17 protein-coding genes are annotated in these 22,238 nt (G+C 52.3%); 13 read left to right on the plus strand and 4 right to left on the minus strand.

The annotated features are described in order from the left end of the window. The first annotated feature begins 12 nt into the window (after nucleotides 1-12). The 6 genes from msbA (at nucleotide 13) to E1B03_RS09730 (ending at nucleotide 6,042) form a co-directional block, all read left to right on the plus strand. The gene (msbA, locus tag E1B03_RS09705; RefSeq protein ID WP_103768946.1) at nucleotides 13-1,761 is read left to right on the plus strand and encodes a lipid A ABC transporter ATP-binding protein/permease MsbA; all 1,749 of its coding nucleotides are present in this window, start codon (nucleotides 13-15) and stop codon (nucleotides 1,759-1,761) included. Further along, nucleotides 1,758-2,738 (plus strand): tetraacyldisaccharide 4'-kinase, encoded by a 981-nt coding sequence (gene lpxK, locus E1B03_RS09710; RefSeq protein ID WP_103768947.1) that lies wholly within the window; start codon nucleotides 1,758-1,760, stop codon nucleotides 2,736-2,738. Before msbA ends, lpxK begins: the two co-directional genes overlap by 4 nt. A 37-nt stretch (nucleotides 2,739-2,775) precedes the next feature. Beyond that, nucleotides 2,776-4,008, plus strand: a complete 1,233-nt coding sequence (locus E1B03_RS09715; RefSeq protein ID WP_103768948.1) for a winged helix-turn-helix domain-containing protein — start codon at nucleotides 2,776-2,778, stop codon at nucleotides 4,006-4,008. 51 nt (nucleotides 4,009-4,059) lie between these two features. Beyond that, nucleotides 4,060-4,242: a protein YcaR gene (ycaR, locus tag E1B03_RS09720; protein ID WP_003035793.1), complete on the plus strand. Its 183-nt coding sequence runs from the start codon at nucleotides 4,060-4,062 to the stop codon at nucleotides 4,240-4,242. Further along, a complete protein-coding gene (kdsB, locus tag E1B03_RS09725; protein ID WP_133086111.1) occupies nucleotides 4,239-4,985 on the plus strand; it encodes a 3-deoxy-manno-octulosonate cytidylyltransferase in 747 nt (248 codons plus the stop codon). Before ycaR ends, kdsB begins: the two co-directional genes overlap by 4 nt. A 163-nt stretch (nucleotides 4,986-5,148) precedes the next feature. Beyond that, complete coding sequence (locus E1B03_RS09730; protein WP_103768950.1) at nucleotides 5,149-6,042, plus strand: YcbJ family phosphotransferase; 894 nt, start codon at nucleotides 5,149-5,151, stop codon at nucleotides 6,040-6,042. A 94-nt stretch (nucleotides 6,043-6,136) separates the two neighbouring features. On the opposite strand, the gene elyC is transcribed toward E1B03_RS09730, so the two are convergent. Next, a complete protein-coding gene (gene elyC, locus E1B03_RS09735) occupies nucleotides 6,137-6,901 on the minus strand; it encodes an envelope biogenesis factor ElyC (protein ID WP_133086112.1) in 765 nt (254 codons plus the stop codon). A 135-nt stretch (nucleotides 6,902-7,036) separates the two neighbouring features. Between elyC and cmoM the strand changes: the two genes are divergently transcribed. From cmoM to E1B03_RS09770, 7 genes are all read left to right on the plus strand, one after another. Continuing rightward, nucleotides 7,037-7,816, plus strand: coding sequence for a tRNA uridine 5-oxyacetic acid(34) methyltransferase CmoM (gene cmoM, locus E1B03_RS09740; RefSeq protein ID WP_103768952.1), 780 nt, complete (start codon nucleotides 7,037-7,039; stop codon nucleotides 7,814-7,816). A 3-nt stretch (nucleotides 7,817-7,819) separates the two neighbouring features. After that, the gene (gene mukF / locus E1B03_RS09745) at nucleotides 7,820-9,142 is read left to right on the plus strand and encodes a chromosome partition protein MukF (RefSeq protein ID WP_103768953.1); all 1,323 of its coding nucleotides are present in this window, start codon (nucleotides 7,820-7,822) and stop codon (nucleotides 9,140-9,142) included. Beyond that, nucleotides 9,123-9,827 (plus strand): chromosome partition protein MukE, encoded by a 705-nt coding sequence (gene mukE, locus E1B03_RS09750; RefSeq protein ID WP_016152457.1) that lies wholly within the window; start codon nucleotides 9,123-9,125, stop codon nucleotides 9,825-9,827. The genes mukF and mukE overlap by 20 nt, the downstream gene beginning before the upstream one ends. Next, complete coding sequence (gene mukB / locus E1B03_RS09755; protein WP_103768954.1) at nucleotides 9,827-14,287, plus strand: chromosome partition protein MukB; 4,461 nt, start codon at nucleotides 9,827-9,829, stop codon at nucleotides 14,285-14,287. The genes mukE and mukB overlap by 1 nt, the downstream gene beginning before the upstream one ends. Before the next feature lie 260 nt (nucleotides 14,288-14,547). Next, nucleotides 14,548-16,299: a L,D-transpeptidase gene (ldtD, locus tag E1B03_RS09760; RefSeq protein ID WP_103768955.1), complete on the plus strand. Its 1,752-nt coding sequence runs from the start codon at nucleotides 14,548-14,550 to the stop codon at nucleotides 16,297-16,299. Nucleotides 16,300-16,476: 177 nt separating this feature from the next. Next, entirely contained in the window at nucleotides 16,477-17,025 is a 549-nt protein-coding gene (mepK, locus tag E1B03_RS09765; protein WP_003831948.1) for a peptidoglycan L,D-endopeptidase MepK, read from the plus strand. 28 nt (nucleotides 17,026-17,053) lie between these two features. Next, nucleotides 17,054-17,701 (plus strand): MBL fold metallo-hydrolase, encoded by a 648-nt coding sequence (locus E1B03_RS09770; protein ID WP_003035823.1) that lies wholly within the window; start codon nucleotides 17,054-17,056, stop codon nucleotides 17,699-17,701. Between the two features lie 52 nt (nucleotides 17,702-17,753). On the opposite strand, the gene aspC is transcribed toward E1B03_RS09770, so the two are convergent. The 3 genes from aspC to asnS form a co-directional block, all read right to left on the minus strand. Further along, nucleotides 17,754-18,944 carry an aspartate transaminase gene (aspC, locus tag E1B03_RS09775; RefSeq protein ID WP_043015771.1) on the minus strand — a complete coding sequence of 397 codons (1,191 nt, stop codon included), beginning with the start codon at nucleotides 18,942-18,944 and terminating at the stop codon, nucleotides 17,754-17,756. 183 nt (nucleotides 18,945-19,127) lie between these two features. After that, nucleotides 19,128-20,204: a porin OmpF gene (ompF, locus tag E1B03_RS09780; protein WP_103768956.1), complete on the minus strand. Its 1,077-nt coding sequence runs from the start codon at nucleotides 20,202-20,204 to the stop codon at nucleotides 19,128-19,130. Between the two features lie 599 nt (nucleotides 20,205-20,803). Then, a complete protein-coding gene (gene asnS / locus E1B03_RS09785) occupies nucleotides 20,804-22,204 on the minus strand; it encodes an asparagine--tRNA ligase (protein ID WP_020996514.1) in 1,401 nt (466 codons plus the stop codon). Between the last annotated feature and the right edge of the window lie 34 nt (nucleotides 22,205-22,238).

Raw genomic sequence — 22,238 nt, forward strand, 5'->3', positions numbered from 1 at the left:
CTGGTTTTTTGAATGCATAACGATAAAGATCTCTCTACGTGGCAGACGTTTCGCCGACTATGGCCAACCATAGCGCCTTTTAAATCGGGTCTGATCGTGGCGGGTATAGCGTTAGTCCTTAACGCGGCCAGCGATACCTTCATGTTATCGCTCCTTAAACCATTACTGGATGATGGTTTTGGTAAAACCGATCGCTCGGTGCTGCTGTGGATGCCGCTGGTGGTCATTGGACTGATGATAGTTCGCGGCTTAACCAGCTATGTCTCCAGCTACTGCATCTCATGGGTGTCAGGCAAAGTGGTTATGACCATGCGTCGCCGCCTGTTTGGTCATATGATGGGTATGCCGGTCTCCTTTTTTGATAAGCAGTCTACAGGTACGCTGCTGTCACGTATTACCTATGATTCAGAGCAGGTAGCGTCATCGTCTTCCGGCGCGCTGATCACTGTGGTACGTGAAGGGGCCTCAATTATTGGCCTGTTTATCATGATGTTCTATTACAGCTGGCAACTGTCATTGATCCTGATTGTACTGGCGCCCATTGTGTCAGTGGCAATCCGAGTGGTTTCCAAGCGCTTTCGTAGCATCAGTAAAAATATGCAAAACACGATGGGTCAGGTTACGACCAGTGCTGAGCAGATGCTGAAAGGCCACAAAGAGGTTCTGATTTTTGGTGGTCAGGAAGTCGAAACCAAGCGCTTTGATAAAGTCAGCAACAAGATGCGTTTGCAGGGCATGAAGATGGTTTCTGCCTCTTCTATCTCTGACCCTATCATCCAGCTGATTGCGTCTCTGGCGCTGGCTTTCGTGTTATATGCAGCCAGCTTCCCAAGCGTAATGGAAAACCTGACAGCAGGGACAATTACGGTTGTCTTCTCGTCAATGATCGCATTAATGCGTCCGTTGAAATCGCTGACCAACGTCAACGCGCAGTTCCAGCGCGGTATGGCGGCATGCCAGACCCTATTTACGATTCTGGACAGCGAACAGGAGAAAGATGAAGGTAAACGCGTGATCGAACGTGCGACTGGCGATCTCGAGTTCCGCAACGTAACTTTCACCTATCCGGGACGTGAAGTACCTGCGCTGCGTAACATCAACCTGAATATTCCCGCGGGTAAAACAGTTGCTCTGGTTGGGCGTTCTGGTTCTGGGAAATCCACCATCGCCAGCCTGATTACGCGCTTCTACGATATTGATGAAGGGCAGATTCTGATGGATGGGCACGATCTGCGCGAATACACCCTGGCATCCCTGCGCGATCAGGTTGCGTTGGTTTCGCAGAATGTGCACCTGTTTAACGATACGGTTGCTAACAACATCGCCTACGCGCGTACAGACATGTACAGCCGCGAGCAGATCGAAAAAGCGGCACAGATGGCCTACGCCATGGATTTCATCAATAAGATGGATAATGGGCTGGATACGGTGATTGGTGAAAACGGCGTCTTGCTTTCCGGTGGACAGCGCCAACGTATCGCTATCGCCCGCGCCTTGTTGCGTGACAGTCCGATTTTGATCCTTGATGAAGCAACATCGGCTCTCGATACTGAATCCGAACGCGCAATTCAGTCTGCGTTGGATGAGTTGCAGAAAAACCGTACTTCTCTGGTCATTGCTCACCGTCTTTCTACCATTGAACAGGCGGATGAAATCATTGTGGTGGAAGACGGTATTATTGTTGAGCGTGGAACCCATAGCGAGCTGATTGAGCAGCGTGGGGTGTATGCGCAATTACACAAAATGCAATTCGGTCAATGATCGCACGTATCTGGTCCGGTGAGTCGCCACTGTGGCGACTGTTACTTCCACTCTCCTGGCTGTATGGCCTGGTGAGCGGGGGGATCCGCTTATGCTACAAGCTTGGGCTTAAACGCGCATGGCGTGCGCCTGTACCGGTCGTGGTGGTCGGGAACCTTACTGCGGGCGGGAATGGCAAAACACCGGTGGTGATTTGGCTGGTTGAACAATTGCAGCAACGCGGGATTCGCGTGGGGGTGGTGTCGCGTGGTTATGGCGGCAAAGCGGCGGCTTACCCGCTGTTGCTGACTGCGGACACCACCACCGCAGAAGCGGGTGATGAACCAGTGCTGATTGCCCAACGTACCGGTGTACCGGTTGCGGTATCCCCAGTAAGGTCGGATGCGGTAAAAGCCATTTTGGCCCAACACGACGTGCAGATTATTGTGACGGACGATGGTCTACAACACTATCGTCTGGCACGAGATGTTGAAATCGTGGTCATTGACGGTGAACGTCGATTTGGCAATGGCTGGTGGCTTCCCGCTGGCCCAATGCGGGAGCGCGCAGGTCGCCTTAAATCGGTGGATGCGACTATCGTTAACGGTGGCGTTGCGCAGCCAGGGGAAATCCCTATGCGACTTGAACCGGGGCTGGCCGTTAATTTACGTACAGGTGAACGCCGCGATGTGGCGCAGTTGCCCAATATTGTGGCCATGGCGGGCATTGGCCACCCGCCGCGTTTTTTTGCCACGCTGCAAGCGTGCGGTGCCAGCGTGCAAAAAAGCATTGCGCTGGCAGACCATCAGTCTCTGACCTACAGTGAGGTCAGTGCGTTTGTTGACGCCGGGCAAACGCTGGTAATGACGGAAAAAGATGCGGTTAAATGCCGGGCATTTGCCGATGAAAACTGGTGGTATTTACCTGTTGACGCTCATTTATCAGGCGATCGGCCTGATGTGTTGCTGGATAGCTTAATCTCGCTGACTCGCAACTGATTTACGCTGCGGCAGCGAATCATTTATGAGGTCATAAATGTCGTTGCCGCGTCTTTCTCTGACTGATGCCCGTCATCTTCACCTTGCCGCTCAAGGGCTGCTGAAAAAAACACGCCGTCGGGCAACCCCTGCAGATATTCTTGCCACCATCTCACGCATGTCGTTACTGCAAATCGATACCATCAATATTGTGGCGCGTAGCCCTTACCTGGTGCTGTTTAGTCGTTTGGGTGATTATTCCCCGCAGTGGCTGGATGACGCATTGCAGCAGGGCGAACTGATGGAATACTGGGCGCACGAGGCCTGCTTTTTGCCGCGTAGCGACTTTATGCTGATACGCCACCGTATGCTGGCCCCGGAGAAAATGGGCTGGAAGTATAAAGCGGAGTGGATGAAAGAACATGCGCATGAGATTGAGCAGTTGCTCCAGCACATCCAGCATAACGGACCCGTACGCTCGGCCGATTTTGAGCATCCTCGAAAGGGGGCCAGCGGCTGGTGGGAGTGGAAACCGCATAAGCGTCATCTTGAAGGACTGTTTACTGCCGGGAAAGTGATGGTGGTGGAGCGGCGTAATTTCCAGCGAGTGTATGATTTAACCCATCGCGTCATGCCACACTGGGATGATGAGCGTGATCGGCTTTCGCAGGAGGATGCTGAAAGCGTCATGCTGGATAACAGTGCCCGCAGCCTGGGAATTTTTCGCGAACAGTGGCTGGCAGACTACTACCGCCTCAAGCGTCCGGCGCTAAAAAACTGGTGCAATGTGCGTGCTCAGCGGCAACAGATTATCCCTGTCGACGTTGATGGGCTGGGAACACTGTGGCTGCATAGCCACCTTCAGCCGCTGCTGGAACAGGCGCTGGCGGGTAAATTAACGGCGACTCATAGCGCAGTATTATCGCCCTTTGATCCGGTGGTCTGGGATCGTAAACGAGCAGAACAGCTATTCGATTTTAGCTACCGGCTGGAGTGCTATACGCCAGCAGCTAAACGTCAGTATGGTTATTTCGTCTTGCCGTTGCTGCATCGCGGGCAGTTGGTTGGACGAATGGATGCCAAAATGCACCGCAAAACAGGCGTGTTGGACGTTATTTCGCTGTGGCTACAAGATGGGGTAAAACCTGGCGTAACTCTGCAAAAAGGATTATTTCAGGCGATTGATGATTTTGCCCGCTGGCAGCAGGCAACACGCGTAACACTGGGGCGCTATCCTGAAGGTTTATTTGCTGATGTACGCCATGGATGGGAAATAGACCCAGCCCTTTAAGCGATTATGTTAATATTTACGGATTCACAATCCGGTCCATCTGGAGGAACTATGGATCATCGTCTGCTTGAAATCATTGCCTGCCCGGTATGCAATGGCAAACTCTGGTTTAACCAGGAAAAACAGGAACTGATTTGTAAACTGGATAACCTTGCTTTCCCACTGCGCGATGGTATTCCCGTGTTACTGGAAACCGAAGCCCGCGTTCTGACTGCTGATGAGAGTAAATCATGAGTTTTGTGGTCATTATTCCTGCGCGTTATGCGTCCACTCGTTTGCCGGGCAAACCGCTGTTGGATATTAACGGCAAGCCAATGATCGTGCATGTGCTGGAGCGTGCGCGTGAATCTGGCGCTGAACGTATCATCGTTGCGACCGATCACGAAGATGTCGCTCGCGCGGTAGAAGTGGTGGGGGGCGAAGTGTGCATGACTCGCGCCGATCACCAGTCCGGTACGGAGCGTCTGGCGGAAGTCGTCGAGAAATGTGGCTTTAGCGACGATACCGTTATTGTGAACGTACAGGGTGATGAGCCGATGATCCCGGCGGTTATTATTCGCCAGGTCGCTGAGAATCTGGCGCAGCGTCAGATTGGAATGGCGACCCTCGCAGCCCCGATTCACAGTGCGGAAGAGGCATTTAATCCGAATGCGGTAAAAGTCGTTCTGGACGCCGAAGGTTATGCGCTCTATTTTTCACGCGCGACGATCCCATGGGATCGTGACCGCTTCGCTAAAAGTCTGGAAACGGTGGGCGATACCTTCCTGCGTCATCTGGGCATTTACGGCTATCGCGCTGGTTTTATTCGTCGCTATGTTAATTGGCAGCCGAGCCCGCTTGAGCATATTGAAATGCTGGAGCAGCTTCGCGTGCTGTGGTACGGCGAAAAAATTCACGTTGCCGTGGCAAAAGAAGTACCCGGCACCGGCGTAGACACTGCCGAAGATCTTGAGCGCGTGCGCGCTGAAATGCGTTAGTTTTTCTCATGACACTCCCCCTGGCGACGTAAATTTTTGGGAGGAGTGTCGTATCGTTACGTTTTCCCTCCACTTTTCTTTTCATCAATTGATCTCATCCGGGTGACATCTGTCTGCACGGCGCTCATTATGAAAGCAGTAGCATTTATGAGGGCAATCTGAAATGGAACAGTTGCGTGCCGAGCTCAGCCATCTGTTGGGCGAGAAACTCAGTCGTATAGAATGCGTGAATGAGAAAGTGGATACGGCCCTGTGGTCACTGTACGACAGTCAGGGAAATCCGATGCCGCTGATGGCGAGAAGTTTCACTACGCCGGGCATGGCGCAGCAACTGGCATGGAAAACATCCATGCTGGCACGCAGTGGTACGGTGCGTATGCCTGTCATTTATGGCGTCTTAACGCACGAGGAGCATCCCGGTCCTGATGTGCTACTGCTTGAGCGTTTACGCGGTGTGCCAGTGGAAGCGCCAGCCCGCACGCCTGAACGTTGGGAACATTTAAAAGATCAGATCGTAGAAGGACTGTTGTCGTGGCATCGGCAGGATAGCCGTGGCTGTGTGGGAATGGTGGATAACACGCAAGAGAACATCTGGCCATTCTGGTATCGTCAGCGGGTTGAGGTGCTGTGGAGCACTTTAAATCAGTTCAACAATACCGGGCTGACGATGCAGGACAAGCGGATCCTGTTTCGCACCCGTGAGTGTTTGCCCGCTTTATTTGAAGGATTCAATGATAACTGTGTGCTGATCCACGGTAATTTCAGTTTACGCAGCATGCTCAAAGACGCCCGCAGCGATCAGCTTCTGGCGATGGTGGGACCGGGGTTGATGCTGTGGGCGCCAAGAGAATATGAACTGTTTCGCCTGATGGATAATGCGCTGGCGGAAAGCCTGCTTTGGCAATACCTGCAACGCGCGCCAGTGGCTGAGTCATTCATCTGGCGGCGCTGGTTGTATGTGTTATGGGATGAAGTGGCGCAACTGGTCAACACCGGACGTTTTAATCGCACCAACTTTGACCTGGCAACAAAATCACTGCTGCCGTGGCTCGCCTGATGAACGCGTGAACACCTTATCCGGCCTACCATTCTGCACTGAACCCGTAGGCCTGATAAGACGCGTTAGCGTCGCCATCAGGCAAAATTCTTGCTCAATTTTCCGATCCTTTTAACCACTGCCAGATGCGTCCCAGAGTTTCGTAACCCACGCGATCGCTATGCATCAGCCAGACAGGTGAAGGTATAGCGCGCTCCCACGGATTAAGCGGAGAGTCAATCGCTAACTGATTGGCTGGCGCGGGCAGCGGATGTAACCCGGCCTGCTGGAAGAAGATCATCGCCCGCGGCAAGTGTGAAGCAGAGGTTACCAGCAGGAAAGGCGCGTTGCCGATAGCCTGCTTTACCGCTGCGGCTTCTTCTTCAGTATCTTTGGGGTGATCCAGGGTGATGATGTCATCGGCTGGCACCCCCAGCGACTGCGCTACGCGGGCGCCAGCTTCTGCGGTACTGACGTTATTGGTCTTTGCGGCAGCGCCGGTAAAAATAAGCTTCGATCCCGGGTTAGCGCGCCATAGGCGGATCCCTTCATTCAGGCGCGGAAGACTGTTGCTGATCAAGTTAGAACTCGGCGCCCACTGCGGGTTCCAGGTATACCCTCCGCCCAGCACCACAATGTAATCCACTTTTTGCGTATCTTGCCAGGTTGGATAACTGTCCTCAATCGGTTTCAGCAGACTGTCGGCGACGGGCTGCAAGCTAAGAAGTAACAGCGCCAGCCAACTCAGGCTAATACACACTTTCCCAGTTTTTTGAAAGCGGTTAAACCAGACCAGCGCCAGGCCTATGCCCATCATAATTAGCATCAGCGGCAGCGGCAGCATCATACCGCCAATCACTTTCTTCAGCGTAAAAAGCATCCTTTTTGGTTCCTTTTTTAACCATACAGCAGGGGATCTGCAGGGATATTACACCAGGAAGGTTCATTCTCGGCGTGGGTGTGACAAAATAGCGGTTTTACTTAGTCACCCTAAAGCCAGTATGTGGAGAGCCTGATGCGGGACCGCAATTTTGATGACATTGCCGAGAAGTTTTCCCGTAACATTTACGGCACCACCAAAGGTCAGCTTCGTCAGACGATCCTCTGGCAGGATCTGGACAAACTTCTTGCCGACTATGCGGGCCAAACATTGCGTGTGCTTGATGCGGGTGGCGGAGAAGGGCAGACAGCCATTCTGATGGCGCAGCGGGGCCATCACGTCACCTTGTGCGATCTTTCTGCTGAGATGGTAGCGCGAGCGCAACGGGCGGCAGAAGAGCAAGGTGTGAGCGACAACATGCATTTTATACATTGTGCCGCTCAGGACATCCCACAGCATTTGGATTCTCAGGTTGATCTGATATTGTTTCATGCTGTGCTGGAATGGGTGGCTGACCCGCAAACTGTCTTAAAAACACTGTGGTCGATGTTACGCCCGGGCGGTGCTTTATCGCTGATGTTCTACAATGCAAACGGACTGTTGATGCGTAATGTGTTGGTCGGTAATTTCGGCTATGTACAGCAGGGAATGTATAAAAAGAAACGGCGCACGTTGTCTCCCGATTTTCCGCGCGACCCTCAGCAGGTCTACGGCTGGCTGGAGGAGATTGGCTGGGAGATAACCGGTAAAACGGGCGTGAGGGTGTTTCATGATTATCTGCGTGATAAACAAAAACAGCATGACTGTTTTGATGCTTTAACAGAAATAGAAACGCGCTATTGTCGCCAGGAGCCGTTTATCAGCCTTGGGCGTTATATTCATGTCACCGCGCGCAAACCGCAGATGCAAGGATAACCTATGAGTGAATTTTCCCAGACAGTCCCCGAACTGGTTGCCTGGGCCAGAAAAAATGACTTTTCCATCTCTCTGCCGGTAGACAGACTTTCTTTTCTGCTGGCTGTGGCTACGCTGAACGGTGAGCGGCTTGACGGCGAGATGAGTGAAGGTGAACTGGTGGATGCGTTCCGCCATGTGAGTGATGCGTTTGAGCAAACCAGCGAAACCATCGGCGTACGCGCCAACAACGCGATCAACGATATGGTGCGTCAACGTCTGCTGAACCGCTTTACCAGCGAGCAGGCGGAAGGCAACGCCATTTACCGTTTAACGCCGCTCGGAATTGGCATCACGGATTACTATATTCGTCAGCGCGAATTCTCTACGCTGCGTCTTTCGATGCAACTGTCGATTGTTGCAGGTGAATTGAAACGCGCGGCCGATGCGGCAGCGGAAGGTGGCGATGAGTTCCACTGGCATCGCAACGTCTATGCACCATTGAAATATTCGGTGGCGGAGATTTTCGACAGTATCGATCTGACCCAGCGCATCATGGATGAACAGCAGCAGCAGGTAAAAGACGACATCGCACAGTTGTTGAACAAAGACTGGCGGGCGGCTATTTCCAGTTGTGAACTGCTGCTTTCTGAAACGTCTGGTACCCTGCGTGAACTGCAGGATACGCTGGAAGCGGCGGGGGATAAGCTACAGGCTAACCTGTTACGCATCCAGGACGCCACGATGACGCATGACGATTTGCATTTCGTCGATCGGCTGGTATTTGACCTACAAAGCAAACTCGATCGCATTATCAGTTGGGGTCAGCAGTCCATTGATTTGTGGATCGGCTACGATCGTCACGTGCATAAGTTTATCCGTACCGCAATCGATATGGATAAAAACCGCGTCTTTGCCCAACGTTTGCGCCAGTCAGTGCAGACCTACTTTGACGATCCGTGGGCGCTGACCTATGCCAACGCCGATCGTCTGCTGGATATGCGCGACGAAGAGATGGTGCTGCGTGACGAAGAGGTCACCGGTGAGCTTCCGGCAGATCTGGAATATGAAGAATTTAATGAGATCCGTGAGCAACTGGCGGCGATCATCGAAGAACAGCTGGCTATCTACAAATCCAGACAAACTCCACTGGATCTCGGTTTGGTAGTGCGCGAGTATCTGGCGCAATACCCACGTGCACGTCACTTCGACGTCGCGCGTATTGTTATCGATCAGGCGGTACGTCTTGGCGTAGCGCAAGCAGACTTCACCGGACTGCCAGCAAAATGGCAGCCGATTAATGATTACGGAGCCAAGGTACAGGCGCATGTCATTGACAAATATTGAACAAGTGATGCCGGTAAAGCTGGCGCAGGCGCTGGCGAATCCGTTATTTCCGGCGCTGGATAGCGCCTTACGTTCGGGCCGACATATCGGCCTGGATGAACTGGATAATCATGCCTTCCTGATGGATTTTCAGGAATATTTTGAAGAGTTTTATAGCCGATATAACGTGGAATTAATCCGTGCGCCGGAAGGGTTCTTCTACCTTCGCCCGCGTTCCACGACGCTCATTCCCCGTTCGGTCCTGTCTGAACTGGACATGATGGTCGGTAAAATTCTTTGCTATCTCTATCTCAGCCCGGAACGCCTGGCGAACGAAGGGATTTTTACCCAGCAAGAGCTGTATGACGAGCTGCTAACGCTGGCGGATGAAGCAAAACTCCTGAAGCTGGTAAATAACCGTTCAACCGGTTCGGACGTTGACCGCCAGAAGCTACAGGAAAAGGTGCGTTCTTCGTTAAACCGCCTGCGCCGTTTAGGCATGGTGTGGTTTATGGGCCACGACAGCAGCAAATTCCGGATTACTGAATCTGTCTTCCGCTTCGGCGCGGATGTGCGCAGCGGTGACGATCCGCGCGAAGCGCAGCGTCGCTTAATTCGTGATGGTGAAGCGATGCCGGTCGAGAACCGTCTGCAGCTTAACGATGAGCCCGAAGAAAATCAGCCGGACAGTGGAGAAGAAGAATAATGATTGAACGCGGTAAATTTCGCTCACTTACGCTGATTAACTGGAATGGTTTTTTTGCCCGTACGTTCGACCTTGACGAACTGGTTACCACGCTTTCCGGCGGTAACGGTGCGGGTAAGTCCACCACCATGGCAGCATTTGTTACGGCGCTCATCCCGGACTTAACGCTGCTGCATTTCCGTAACACCACCGAAGCCGGTGCAACTAGCGGCTCACGTGATAAGGGTCTGCACGGTAAGCTGAAAGCGGGTGTTTGTTACTCAATGCTCGACGTCCTCAACTCGCGGCATCAGCGCGTGGTCGTCGGTGTGCGTCTGCAACAGGTTGCCGGTCGCGATCGTAAAGTGGATATTAAACCGTTTGCCATTCAGGGACTGCCGATGTCGGTGCAGCCAACCCAACTGGTAACGGAAACGTTGAATGAACGCCAGGCGCGCGTGTTGTCCCTCTCTGAGCTGAAAGAGAAGCTTGATGAGATGGAAGGCGTGCAGTTCAAGCAGTTCAACTCAATAACTGATTATCACTCGCTGATGTTTGATCTGGGCATCATTGCCCGTCGTCTGCGTTCTGCGTCTGACCGTAGTAAATTCTATCGTCTGATTGAAGCCTCGCTGTACGGCGGGATCTCCAGCGCCATTACCCGTTCACTGCGTGATTACCTGCTGCCAGAAAACAGCGGTGTACGTAAAGCGTTCCAGGATATGGAAGCCGCGCTACGTGAAAACCGTATGACGCTGGAAGCGATTCGCGTAACCCAGTCTGACCGCGATCTGTTTAAGCATTTGATCAGCGAAGCGACCAACTATGTGGCCGCCGATTATATGCGCCACGCCAACGAACGTCGTATTCATCTCGATAAAGCGCTGGAATATCGTCGTGAGTTGCATACCTCACGCAAGCAGTTGGCAGCCGAGCAGTACAAGCACGTGGATATGGCGCGCGAACTGGGCGAGCATAACGGCGCGGAAGGCGATCTGGAAGCAGATTACCAGGCCGCGAGCGATCACCTGAATCTGGTGCAAACCGCGCTGCGTCAGCAGGAAAAAATTGAACGCTACGAAGCGGATCTTGAAGAACTGCAGGTGCGCCTTGAAGAACAAAATGAGGTGGTTGCGGAAGCCGTTGACCGTCAGGATGAAAACGAAGCCCGCGCAGAAGCTGCTGAACTGGAAGTGGATGAGCTGAAAAGCCAGCTTGCCGATTACCAGCAGGCGCTGGACGTCCAGCAAACGCGAGCCATTCAGTATACCCAGGCGATCCAGGCGCTGAATCGGGCAAAAGAGCTTTGCCATTTACCCGATCTGACAGCCGACAGCGCTGCCGAATGGCTGGAAACCTTCCAGGCCAAAGAACAGGAAGCCACTGAAAAACTGCTGACGCTGGAACAAAAAATGAGCGTGGCGCAAACCGCGCACAGTCAGTTCGAACAGGCTTATCAGCTGGTGGCGGCTATCAATGGTCCGCTGGCGCGTAGTGAAGCCTGGAGCGTGGCGCGTGAACTGCTGCGGGAAGGCGTGGAACAGCGCCATCTGGCGGAGCAGGTTCAGCCGTTGCGTATGCGACTCAGCGAGCTGGAGCAGCGTCTGCGCGAACAGCAGGACGCCGAGCGTCTGCTGGCTGAATTCTGCAAGCGTCAGGGGAAACAGTTCGATATCGATGAGCTGGAAGCGCTGCACCAGGAGCTGGAGGCGCGTATCGCCGCCTTGTCGGATAGCGTTTCTTCTGCCAGCGAACAGCGTATGACGTTGCGCCAGGAGCAGGAGCAACTTCAGTCTCGTATCCAGCATCTGATGAAACGCGCGCCTGTCTGGCTGGCCGCGCAAAATAGCCTGAACCAGCTTAGCGAACAGTGCGGCGAAGAATTTACTTCAAGCCAGGACGTAACCGAGTATCTGCAACAATTGCTGGAGCGCGAGCGTGAAGCCATTGTTGAGCGTGATGAAGTCGGCGCGCGCAAAAACGCGGTTGATGAAGAGATTGAACGTTTAAGTCAGCCGGGCGGGGCGGAAGATCAGCGCCTGAACGCGCTCGCGGAACGCTTCGGCGGCGTACTGCTGTCAGAAATCTATGACGACGTTAGCCTTGAAGATGCGCCGTACTTCTCTGCGCTGTACGGGCCTTCGCGTCATGCCATCGTGGTGCCGGATCTGTCGCTGATTACCGAACAGCTTGAAGGGCTGACGGATTGTCCTGAAGATCTCTATTTCATCGAAGGTGATCCGCAGTCGTTTGATGACAGCGTATTCAGCGTTGATGAGCTGGAAAAAGCGGTGGTGGTGAAAACCGCCGAGCGTCAGTGGCGTTATTCCCGCTTCCCGACGGTGCCGATTTTTGGTCGTGCGGCGCGAGAAAGCCGTATCGAAACCCTGCATGCCGAGCGTGAAGGACTGTCAGAACGTTTCGCCACGCTCTCCTTTGACGTTCAGAAAACCCAGCGCCTGCATCAGGCGTTCAGCCGCTTTATCGGCAGCCATCTGTCAGTGGCGTTTGAAGACGATCCAGAAGCGGAAATTCGCCAACTGAATGGCCGTCGCGTTGAACTGGAACGTGCGCTGACTAATCATGAAAATGATAATCAGCAAAGCCGTATGCAGTTTGAACAGGCGAAAGAGGGTGTATCAGCGCTTAACCGCCTGCTGCCGCGTTTGAATCTGCTGGCAGATGACACGCTGGCCGATCGCGTGGACGAAATTCGCGAGCGTCTGGATGAGGCCCAGGAAGCCGCGCGTTTTGTGCAGCAGCATGGCAATCAGTTAGCCAAACTGGAACCTATCGTTTCTGTTCTGCAAAATGACCCTGAGCAGTTTGAACAACTGAAGGAAGATTACGCGTATTCCCAGCAGATGCAGCGCGATGCGCGTCAGCAGGCTTTTGCCCTGACCGAAGTGGTGCAACGTCGGGCGCACTTTAGCTATTCCGACTCTGCCGAAATGCTCAGCGGCAACAGCGATCTGAACGAAAAACTGCGTGAGCGCCTGGAACAGGCGGAAGCTGAACGTACCCGCGCCCGTGAAGCGCTGCGCAGTCACGCCGCACAACTAAGCCAGTACAATCAGGTCATGGCGTCGCTGAAAAGCTCCTATGACACCAAAAAAGAACTGCTTAACGATTTACAGCGTGAACTGCAGGATATCGGCGTTCGTGCGGACAGCGGAGCCGAAGAGCGTGCGCGTATTCGTCGTGATGAACTGCATGCGCAGCTCAGCAATAACCGTGCACGCCGTAACCAACTGGAAAAAGCGCTAACCTTCTGCGAAGCGGAGATGGACAACCTGACCCGTAAACTGCGCAAACTGGAACGTGATTACTTTGAGATGCGCGAGCAGGTCGTTACTGCAAAAGCCGGCTGGTGTGCGGTGATGCGGATGGTGAAAGATAACGGCGTTGAACGCCGCCTGCACCGTCGCGAGCTGGCGTATCTTTCCGGTGATGAACTGCGTTCGATGTCGGATAAGGCGCTCGGTGCGCTGCGCCTGGCGGTTGCGGATAACGAACACCTGCGCGATGTGCTGCGCATGTCTGAAGATCCAAAACGCCCGGAGCGTAAAATTCAGTTCTTCGTCGCGGTTTACCAGCATCTGCGTGAACGTATTCGCCAGGATATTATCCGTACCGACGATCCGGTTGAAGCCATTGAACAGATGGAGATCGAACTGAGCCGTCTGACGGAAGAGTTAACCTCCCGCGAACAGAAGCTGGCGATCAGCTCTCGCAGCGTGGCGAACATCATTCGTAAGACGATTCAGCGCGAACAGAACCGTATTCGCATGCTGAATCAGGGGCTGCAAAGCGTGTCGTTTGGCCAGGTAAACAGCGTTCGTCTGAACGTCAACGTACGTGAGACGCATGCTACCTTGCTGGACGTACTTTCCGAGCAGCATGAGCAGCACCAGGATCTGTTTAACAGCAATCGTCTGACCTTCTCTGAAGCGCTGGCGAAGCTGTATCAGCGACTGAATCCGCAGATTGATATGGGGCAACGCACGCCGCAAACCATCGGTGAGGAGCTGCTGGATTACCGTAACTATCTGGAAATGGAAGTCGAGGTTAACCGTGGTTCTGACGGCTGGCTGCGTGCTGAATCTGGCGCGTTGTCAACGGGTGAAGCGATCGGGACCGGGATGTCTATTCTGGTGATGGTTGTACAAAGCTGGGAAGACGAAGGTCGCCGACTGCGCGGGAAAGATATCTCTCCTTGCCGTCTGCTGTTCCTTGATGAAGCTGCGCGACTCGATGCGCGCTCTATCGCGACCCTGTTTGAACTGTGCGAGCGTTTGCAGATGCAGCTAATTATCGCTGCGCCGGAAAACATCAGCCCAGAGAAAGGCACTACCTACAAACTGGTGCGTAAAGTCTTCCAGAACACCGAACACGTTCACGTGGTGGGGCTGCGCGGGTTTGCGCCTCAGCTACCTGAGCCGTTACCTGGCACCGAAGATGCTTCCTCGCAGGCAAGCTAAACAAAAAGGCGGCTAAATGGCCGCCTTCTTTTTTTCCGAAAATTCTCAATACCTGGTGTAATTTCTTTAGACTTCTTTACATTAGGTTAGGCAAAAACTTTTTCATGTTTATATACTAAAGGTAAGCCTAACGCGTCACAGGCTTGCTCGTCATACTTCAGCTTGTATTGGCGTTTTACAGGTCCGACCCCGTTAAAATAAAAGGGGAGTACACGCGGCCTGGCTACTCAAAGTATGATAAAGAAAACAGGGGGCAAGGGATGTTGCTTAATAAAATGTGTGGTCGTCGGCTGTCGGCAATCAGTTTGTGCCTGGCCGTAACATTCGCTCCACTGTTCAATGCGCAGGCCGATGAGCCTGAAATGATCCCTGGCGATAGCTCAGCGACCGTCAGTGAACAGCCAACAGCGTTATCGCAGCCGCAGGTACAATCTTCCGCGACGGCTATCATGGCGGGTATTCAACCGCTGCCGGAGGGCGTGTCAGTTGATAAAGCCCGCGCCGAACTACAATCTCAACTTCCAGCGGGTTATACACCGGTTTATATGAGCCAGCTGGAACTGCTGTATGCCGCACGCGAAATGAAACCAATGTGGGAAAATCGTGATGCGGTAAAAGCCTTTCAGCAACAGTTAGCTGAGGTGGCAATTGCCGGCTTTCAGCCGCAGTTCACCAACTGGGTCGCACTTCTGACTGACCCGGCAGTAACCGGTCAGGCCAGAGATATTGTGCTGTCAGATGCGATGATGGGCTATCTGCACTTTATAGCCAATATTCCTGTCAAAGGTAATCGCTGGCTTTATAGTGATAAGCCCTATGCGTTGACGACGCCGCCAATTTCTGTGATCAATCAGTGGCAGGTCGCGTTAGATAACGGCCAACTGACTTCGTTCGTCGCCAATCTGGCGCCGCAACATCCGCAGTACGCAGCAATGCATGAATCGCTACTTAAGTTGGTGAGCGACACGCAGCCCTGGCCGCGGTTAACCAGTACCGCGACGCTGCGCCCGGGAGAGTGGAGTAATGACATCCCGGCGCTGCGCGAAATTTTGCGCCGCACCGGGATGCTGGAATCCGTTGTCAGTACCGCAGCCAAAGAAGGACGAGGCGCTTACGATCGTGAACTTGTCGACGCGGTAAAGCGTTTTCAGACGTGGCAGGGGCTTGGCGCCGATGGCGCGATTGGCCCTGCCACGCGTGACTGGCTGAACGTGACACCCGCGCAACGTGCGGGGGTGCTGGCATTAAATATTCAGCGCTTGCGCCTGCTGCCGGGTGAGTTGTCTACCGGCATCATGGTGAACATTCCTGCTTACTCGCTGGTTTATTATCAGAACGGCAACCAGGTGCTGGCCTCACGCGTTATTGTCGGGCGTCCCGATCGTAAAACGCCGATGATGAGCAGCGCACTGAATAACGTGGTCGTTAATCCGCCGTGGAACGTGCCGCCAACGCTGGCCCGAAAAGATATCCTGCCTAAAGTCTGGAATGACCCCGGATACCTTGAACGCCACGGCTATACCGTGATGCGCGGCTGGAACAGCAAAGAGACGATAGATCCGTGGCAGGTAGACTGGGCCACGATCACCGCATCCAATCTGCCGTTCCGCTTCCAGCAGGCACCGGGAGCGCATAACTCGCTCGGGCGCTATAAATTCAATATGCCGAGTTCGGATGCTATTTATCTGCACGATACGCCGAACCACAATCTGTTCCAGAAGGATACGCGGGCATTAAGCTCCGGCTGCGTGCGTGTGAATAAGGCTTCTGAGCTGGCAAATATGCTGCTACAGGATGCGGGGTGGAATGATACGCGCATCTCAGATGCTCTGAAGCAAGGGGATACGAGGTACGTGAATATTCGCCAGAATATTCCGGTCAACCTCTACTATCTGACCGCATTTGTTGGCTCAGATGGTCGCACGCAGTATCGTACAGATATTTACAATTACGATCTAACAGCGCGATCCAGTGCACAAATTGTGTCAAAAGCCGAACAATTAATCAGATAAATGAAGCAGTTCGAGGAAAATGATTGTCGTAAGTTATGCTGGAAACGGGGCTGAATGGCTACAAGCCCCGTATTTCCTGGGGTTGAGAGCCTTGACGTGGACTACTTAGCCAGATAAGGTTTCTCGCGTGCGCTAGAGCATACATACGATAACATTGACCTTGTAGACCTTAATACCATGGACAAATTTGACGCTAATCGCCGCAAACTGCTGGCGCTTGGTGGCATTGCCCTCGGCGCTGCCATCCTGCCTACGCCTGCGTTTGCTACACTCTCTACCCCACGTCCGCGTATATTGACTCTGAATAACCTGCATACCGGTGAGTCAATAAAAGCAGAGTTTTTTGATGGCAGGGGCTATATTCAGGACGAATTAGCAAAACTTAACCACTTTTTCCGTGATTTTCGGGCCAATAAAGTGAAATCCATTGACCCGGGACTGTTTGATCAACTCTTCCGTCTGCAGGGCCTGCTGGGCACGCGTAAACCCGTACAGCTGATCTCAGGCTATCGCTCTATCGATACCAATAACGAACTTCGTGCGCGCAGCCGTGGTGTAGCAAAGAAAAGCTACCACACAAAAGGCCAGGCCATGGATTTCCATATTGAAGGCATCGCATTAAGCAATATTCGCAAAGCTGCGTTATCTATGCGCGCAGGTGGTGTAGGATACTACCCCAGCAGTAACTTTGTGCATATCGACACCGGGCCTGCACGGCACTGGTGATCCATAAGCTTAATGAAACAGGAGCTGTATGAACTATCGTATTATTCCGGTCACTGCCTTCGCCCAGAACTGCTCGTTAATCTGGTGTGAGCAGACTCGTCTGGCCGCATTGGTCGATCCCGGCGGTGATGCCGAGAAAATCAAACAGGAAGTAGATGCCAGCGGTCTGACGCTTATGCAGATTCTGCTTACCCATGGTCATCTTGACCATGTTGGCGCAGCGGCTGAACTGGCACAGCATTATGGTGTACCGGTTATTGGTCCGGAAAAAGAAGATGAGTTCTGGCTACAGGGACTTCCTGCTCAGAGCCGCATGTTTGGCCTGGGCGATTGTGAGCCGCTGACCCCCGATCGCTGGTTGAATGAAGGCGACCGGGTAAGCGTGGGCAATGTGACGTTACAGGTGCTGCACTGTCCGGGCCACACGCCGGGACATGTGGTCTTCTTTGATGAGCAATCAAAATTACTGATTTCTGGTGATGTGATTTTCAAAGGCGGCGTAGGGCGCAGCGATTTTCCTCGCGGAGATCATAGCCAACTGATCGATTCGATTAAACGTAAACTTTTGCCGTTGGGCGATGATGTGACGTTTATTCCGGGTCATGGACCACTTTCTACGCTGGGTAACGAACGGCTACATAACCCGTTCCTGCAGGATGAAATGCCTGTCTGGTAATATCTCAGATAAACAAAAGGCCGCTATTGCGGCCTTTTTTGTGTGCGATAGATTACAGTACTGCGACAATCGCTTCGCACAGCGGCGCCATATTATCTGGCGTCATTCCTGCCACGTTTACGCGTCCGGAAGCGACGGCATAGACGCCAAATTCTTCACGCAGACGCAGAACCTGTTCTTTGGTCAGGCCGCTGAATGAGAACATGCCGTTCTGTTTGATGATAAAGCTGAAGTCGCGGTTTGCACCTTTCTCCTGCAGCGTATTCACGAACAGTAGACGCATGCGCTGAATGCGTTGGCGCATATCAGTCAGTTCCTGTTCCCAGATAGCACGCAGCGCGTCGTTGCTCAGAATAGTGGCGACGACGGAAGCGCCGTGTGCTGGCGGGTTGGAGTAGTTAGCGCGAATGGCGGACTTCATCTGGCTAAACGCACGGTCAACGGTTTCAGCATCGGCTGCAACCAGCGTACAGGCGCCTACGCGCTCATTGTACAGGCCAAAGTTCTTGGAGTAGGAGCTCGCGACGATCAGCTCTTTGTGCAGCGCTGCGAATGCGCGCAGACCTTCTGCATCTTCTTCCAGACCACGGGCAAAGCCCTGGTATGCGAAGTCAAACAGCGGCAACCAACCTTTTTCGACAGAAAGCTGGGCCAGCGTTTGCCACTGCTCCAGAGTAGGGTCGATACCGGTTGGGTTATGGCAGCAGCCGTGAAATAACACCACGTCGCCAGCCTGCGCTTCGCTGAGGCTTGCCAGCAGCGCATCAAAGTCTAAAGAATGGTTCGCCGCATCGTAATAGTTGTATTCACGAACTTCCAGACCGGCGGAGTTAAACACGCTCTTATGGTTAGGCCAGCTTGGATTGCTCACCCATACGCGTTTAGCCGACGTGTTTTTCGCCAGGAAATCAGCTGCCACACGCAGTGCGCCAGTACCGCCAGGGGTCTGTGCGGTACGTGCACGTTTGTCGTTGATAAGCGAACTCTCTTTACCAAACAGTAATTCCTGAGTGCAACGACCAAACTCTGGAATACCGTCAATGCCAAGGTAATTTTTGGTGGTTTCATTTTCCAGTATATATTGCTCGGCTTTTTTAACGCTGGTCAGTACCGGCGTTTTGCCTGTCTCATCTTTATATACACCGATCCCGAGGTTTATTTTTCCAGGGCGGTCATCGGCACGAAACAAATCAGCCAGACCCAAAATGGGGTCGGCAGGAGCGGCGGTAATGTTCTCAAACATGACGAGGTTCCATAGTGATTACAGAAGGGAAGTCCGCTATCAGGTTAACGGTAGATTTACAAAATGCCAACCGTTACTGACGAAAAGCTGAGGTGTTTTTTTAAGACGCAAGAATCCGCTAGCAGAGATAAAAAAACAGGACCGAAGTCCTGTTTTTTAGGCATTTAACAAAGAGGTCTGCTATTAGAACTGGTAAACGATACCGACTGCAACGATGTCGTCAGAGTTCACGCCCAGTTTGTTGTCAGAATCAATCTGGTTGATCTGGTAGTCAACATAGGTGGACATATTTTTGTTGAAGTAGTAGGTCGCACCAACTTCGAAGTAATCAACCAGATCTACGTCACCGATACCTTCTACGTCTTTCGCTTTAGATTTGTTGTAGGAGATGGACGGACGCAGACCGAAATCGAACTGGTACTGAGCAACGACGAACACGTCTTCAGTTTTGTTTGCGAAGCCGCTGTTACCAGCACCTGAGATGCGGGTTGCGTTACGGGTTTCACCGTAGTTTGCTGCCAGGTAGATGTTATTAGCATCGTATTTCACCCCGGTAGCCCACTGCTCAGCTTTTTTACCGCCGTTGCCGTAGAAAGAGTTTTCCTGCGCGTTGGTGCGGTCAGCCGCGCCGTATGCACCGACGATACCGAAGCCATCAATTTCGTAGCTTACAGATCCGCCAACGCCGTCGCCGTTAGAACGACCGGTATTGCCATCACGCTCGTTTTTACCCAGATACTGGATACCGAAGTTCAGGCCGTCAACCAGACCGAAGAAGTTAGAGTTACGGTAGGTTGCAACACCACCAACACGACCAACGAAGAAGTTGTCGCTGTACGCGGTATCACCACCAAACTCTGGCAGCATATCGGTGTAACCCAGCGCATCGTAAACGATACCGTAGTTACGACCGTAATCGAATGAGCCTGCGTCGCCAAATTTCAGACCGGCAAATGCCAGACGGGTTTTGTTACCGTTCTGAGCGTCGCTGCCGCCTTCAGAGTTGTTACCGGCAAAGTTGTATTCCCACTGACCGTAGCCGGACAGATCGGAATTAATCTGAGTTTCCCCTTTGAAACCAAGACGAGCATAAGTCTGATCGCCATCGTTATCAGCGCTGTCAGAGAAATAGTGCAGACCAACGGTTTTACCGTAGATATCCAGTTTGTTGCCATCTTTGTTATAAACTTCTGCAGCGTTAGCTGCCCCGGCTACCAGCAGAGCAGGGATAACCACTGCCAGAATATTGCGCTTCATCATTATTTATTACCCTCATCGGTTTTTATATGACACCTGCCACTGCCGCCAATAAATTCCGTCAATAAAAATTTACGGAACTATTGATGAGAGTTTGGTGTCTTTATGTGTCTGACAGGCATCTTTCCATTCAAACTATCGTTTCGCTACCGTCAAAGTGCTACAAATATAAAGATTTGGTTTCAAAAAGAAAAAATGTGTAACAAAATGTTATTTTTGTGCAACTTTGTGAACAACTTCAAACTTCAGATGTCTCTGCGCTAAAAATCACCGCTTTTAATTCTATTTATATGATTTTCTTATGTTTAATTTTGCTAAGGCTCTTTTTTCTCGGCTACACCCGAAAGATCCTGTTTTACAAGAGACTATTTTTGGACGTCCGGAATGCCGTGCAAGTGGTCATAAAATGTACTATTTAATCAGAAAATGCTAATCCACAATAAAATTGCTGATTATTTTTTGTTCGAATGTGTTGCGGTGAAATATTACGTAACAGGAAGAGAGAGGAAAAAAGTTGTGTTTAATGTGAGAGAAAGATCTCGTAACACGTAACGGGTACAAAAAAGGCCAGCAATGCTGGCCTTTAAAGCAAAGATGCAGGTTTAGAACGTTGCGTTACGCGGTGTACGCGGGAACGGAATAACGTCACGGACGTTCTGTACGCCGGTTACGTAAGCAATCAAACGCTCAAAGCCCAAACCGAAACCGGAATGCGGAACGGTACCGTAGCGACGCAGGTCGCGATACCACCAGTAATCTTCTTTGTTCAGACCCATTTCCAGCATACGGGCATCCAGCACGTCCAGACGCTCTTCACGCTGAGAACCACCGATGATTTCACCGATTCCCGGAGCCAGAACGTCCATTGCCGCGACGGTCTTACCGTCTTCGTTAAGGCGCATATAAAACGCTTTGATATCTTTCGGGTAGTTTTTCACCACCACCGGCGCTTTAAAGTGCTCTTCAGCAAGATAACGTTCATGCTCGGAAGACAGATCCACACCCCAGTACACCGGGTTTTCGAACTGTTTGCCGCATTTTTCCAGAATGCTTACCGCGTCGGTGTAATCTACCTGCGCGAAGTCAGCGTCAATGAAACGTTCCAGGCGTGAAATTGCATCTTTGTCGACACGTTCAGCGAAGAATTTCATATCATCAGCACGCTCTGCCAGTACGGCTTTGAACGCATACTTCAGCATCGCTTCAGCCAGACCAGCAACATCGTTCAGGTCGGCGAAAGCCACTTCAGGTTCCAGCATCCAAAACTCTGCCAGGTGACGACTGGTGTTAGAGTTTTCTGCGCGGAAAGTCGGGCCAAAGGTATAAATTTTGGACAGGGCGCAGGCGTAAGTTTCGCCGTTCAACTGACCGGAAACGGTCAGGAAGGCTTCTTTACCAAAGAAGTCTTTATCGAAATCGACTTTACCCTGATCGTTACGCGGCAGGTTTTCCAGATCCAGCGTAGAAACACGGAACATTTCACCGGCACCTTCCGTATCGGAAGCGGTGATCAGCGGAGTCGATACCCAAAAGAAACCCTGCTCGTGGAAGAAGCGATGCAGAGCTTGCGCCAGCGTATGACGTACACGCGCAACCGCACCAATCATGTTGGTACGTGGACGCATGTGCGCGACTTCGCGCAGATACTCAATGCTGTGACGCTTCGCCGCCATTGGGTAGGTATCAGGATCTTCAACCCAGCCGGTGACTTCAACCTCAGTGGCCTGAATTTCAAAGCTCTGTCCTTGTCCAGGAGATGCAACGACTTTACCCGTTACAATAACTGAACAACCCGTCGTCAGGCGCAGTACGTCCTGATTGTAATTGGGCAGAGAATTATTGATGACGGCCTGTACAGGATCAAAGCAGGAACCGTCATAAACGGCGAGGAAGGAGATGCCAGCTTTTGAATCTCGGCGGGTACGCACCCATCCGCGCACGGTGACTTCGCTGTCAACGGCTACGCGGCCCTGGAGTACGTCGGCTACAGGCACAACGCTCATAATATTCTCTCTGTTAATAGTCGGATATATAAAC

It is taken from the genome of Citrobacter arsenatis, assembly GCF_004353845.1.
GTDB classification, from domain to species: Bacteria; Pseudomonadota; Gammaproteobacteria; order Enterobacterales; family Enterobacteriaceae; genus Citrobacter; species Citrobacter arsenatis.

Coding starts and splice junctions, on each gene's coding strand:
- msbA (WP_103768946.1), top strand. CDS start 13: ATGCATAACGATAAAGATCTCTCTACGTGGCAGACGTTTCGCCGACTA.
- lpxK (WP_103768947.1), top strand. CDS start 1,758: ATGATCGCACGTATCTGGTCCGGTGAGTCGCCACTGTGGCGACTGTTA.
- E1B03_RS09715 (WP_103768948.1), top strand. CDS start 2,776: ATGTCGTTGCCGCGTCTTTCTCTGACTGATGCCCGTCATCTTCACCTT.
- ycaR (WP_003035793.1), top strand. CDS start 4,060: ATGGATCATCGTCTGCTTGAAATCATTGCCTGCCCGGTATGCAATGGC.
- kdsB (WP_133086111.1), top strand. CDS start 4,239: ATGAGTTTTGTGGTCATTATTCCTGCGCGTTATGCGTCCACTCGTTTG.
- E1B03_RS09730 (WP_103768950.1), top strand. CDS start 5,149: ATGGAACAGTTGCGTGCCGAGCTCAGCCATCTGTTGGGCGAGAAACTC.
- elyC (WP_133086112.1), bottom strand. CDS start 6,901: ATGCTTTTTACGCTGAAGAAAGTGATTGGCGGTATGATGCTGCCGCTG.
- cmoM (WP_103768952.1), top strand. CDS start 7,037: ATGCGGGACCGCAATTTTGATGACATTGCCGAGAAGTTTTCCCGTAAC.
- mukF (WP_103768953.1), top strand. CDS start 7,820: ATGAGTGAATTTTCCCAGACAGTCCCCGAACTGGTTGCCTGGGCCAGA.
- mukE (WP_016152457.1), top strand. CDS start 9,123: ATGTCATTGACAAATATTGAACAAGTGATGCCGGTAAAGCTGGCGCAG.
- mukB (WP_103768954.1), top strand. CDS start 9,827: ATGATTGAACGCGGTAAATTTCGCTCACTTACGCTGATTAACTGGAAT.
- ldtD (WP_103768955.1), top strand. CDS start 14,548: ATGTTGCTTAATAAAATGTGTGGTCGTCGGCTGTCGGCAATCAGTTTG.
- mepK (WP_003831948.1), top strand. CDS start 16,477: ATGGACAAATTTGACGCTAATCGCCGCAAACTGCTGGCGCTTGGTGGC.
- E1B03_RS09770 (WP_003035823.1), top strand. CDS start 17,054: ATGAACTATCGTATTATTCCGGTCACTGCCTTCGCCCAGAACTGCTCG.
- aspC (WP_043015771.1), bottom strand. CDS start 18,944: ATGTTTGAGAACATTACCGCCGCTCCTGCCGACCCCATTTTGGGTCTG.
- ompF (WP_103768956.1), bottom strand. CDS start 20,204: ATGATGAAGCGCAATATTCTGGCAGTGGTTATCCCTGCTCTGCTGGTA.
- asnS (WP_020996514.1), bottom strand. CDS start 22,204: ATGAGCGTTGTGCCTGTAGCCGACGTACTCCAGGGCCGCGTAGCCGTT.